This window comes from Moraxella sp. I5G (genome assembly GCF_055193055.1).
The window spans coordinates 1-1311 of sequence record NZ_JBUXLH010000039.1; the positions used below are offsets into that span (position 1 = coordinate 1).

Here is a 1311-nt window from a genome sequence, read left to right on the forward strand (position 1 = left end):
TGATGGGGTTTAGGGCTTGTTGACCATCTTCACTGTTAAAGTTGTCTGTGCTTATGTGGCTAAGTCCTGCTTGGTCAGTGATGGCAGATTTGGTAATGGATGTCTTGTGGATAGGGTCTATTTTACCATAACCTAAACCTGACAGTCCTAGTTTATGATTGGTTTTAGATATACCTATAGAATCGACGCCCCGTATAGGAACACTGCACAATACTCTTTTACAAGGACAAATAAAACAAAAAATATCAAGTAATAATTATGCATTTTCTTAAAAAATAAAGAAATAGCGTAATAAAAAAATATTAATAATATTGTAATAGATAAATAATAAGGAAAAACTTTAAACATAAAATGATCAGTAAAGGGAGAGCCAAAAATCAGACCTAAGTTAAAAATAATAATAAAATCAATAATCAATAAAACAAATATCTTTTCAAAGCATCTCATTTCTTTTTCTTCCTATCAATCTCTTTAAATTTTTCTATAGCCTTATCTTTGTCATCCCAAATACCAAACTCTCCAAATAATATACCCGAACCAGATCTACGCAAATTGTATTCCGTATTATCGCCGTTACCACTGCCAAAATCCGTCCAAGGATCAACATCATAATCTGTATGACCTATCAAATCTTTATAATAATTAAATGTACCAGCATTAGACAGTGTATTAATAATCTTACCTGTTTTTTTTATCCACAATAACCTCAAATTGACCACCTTCTCTATGTACATATTTTGCATAAGGATAGGTCCCATCGGGATTTTTTAAAATTGTTTTTCCATCAATGGAAAAATTATGAAAGGCATTCTTATACTCCTCATATTTACCCCAAGTTTTTTTAAAATCTTCAGACTGCTGTTCATGACTTAATTTTGGGTTGAATTGCTTTTTAAATAATTCAACCCCTTCTTTATTCCACTCATTTCGTTGAGTAACATGTAAATAATAAAAATTATCGCATGATAATCCAGCCCTACAATTTTCATAAGCCGTATCAAACACCTTATCTCTTTGTTTACTAAGATTCTTAAGCTCTTGTATTTCTCGTGTAATTTGTGCACATCTTTGAGATACACAATTGCCATAAGCGTTAGAGGGTCTGGACTTTTCCTTTCTTAACTCTCTCAATCTTTCATTCTCTTGATGACTCAAATAATTCCACTCAACCTGCCCCACATTATTCACAACACTTGCAGTATCACCACCAACAGTCGCACCAATGCCTGCTGATAGAGCAAGTAAGGCGGTATCTCTAACTTCTTTATTAAAACCTTGTTCTTCTAGGTATTGATCAATCTTTGGAATGCT

At 32.8% G+C, this 1311-nt stretch carries 1 protein-coding gene and 2 pseudogenes; all 3 read right to left on the reverse strand.

Going from position 1 to position 1311, the window contains the following annotated elements; genetic code table 11:
• Positions 1 to 211: pseudogene (locus ACZBKJ_RS09830) on the reverse strand (hypothetical protein); the annotation flags it as partial.
• Between the two features lie 232 nt (positions 212 to 443).
• On the reverse strand, positions 444 to 710 hold the full coding sequence (locus ACZBKJ_RS09835) for a hypothetical protein (RefSeq protein ID WP_463200914.1): 267 nt from the start codon (positions 708 to 710) through the stop codon (positions 444 to 446).
• Positions 679 to 1311: pseudogene (locus ACZBKJ_RS09840) on the reverse strand (hypothetical protein); the annotation flags it as partial. The pseudogene ACZBKJ_RS09840 and the gene ACZBKJ_RS09835, both read right to left, overlap by 32 nt.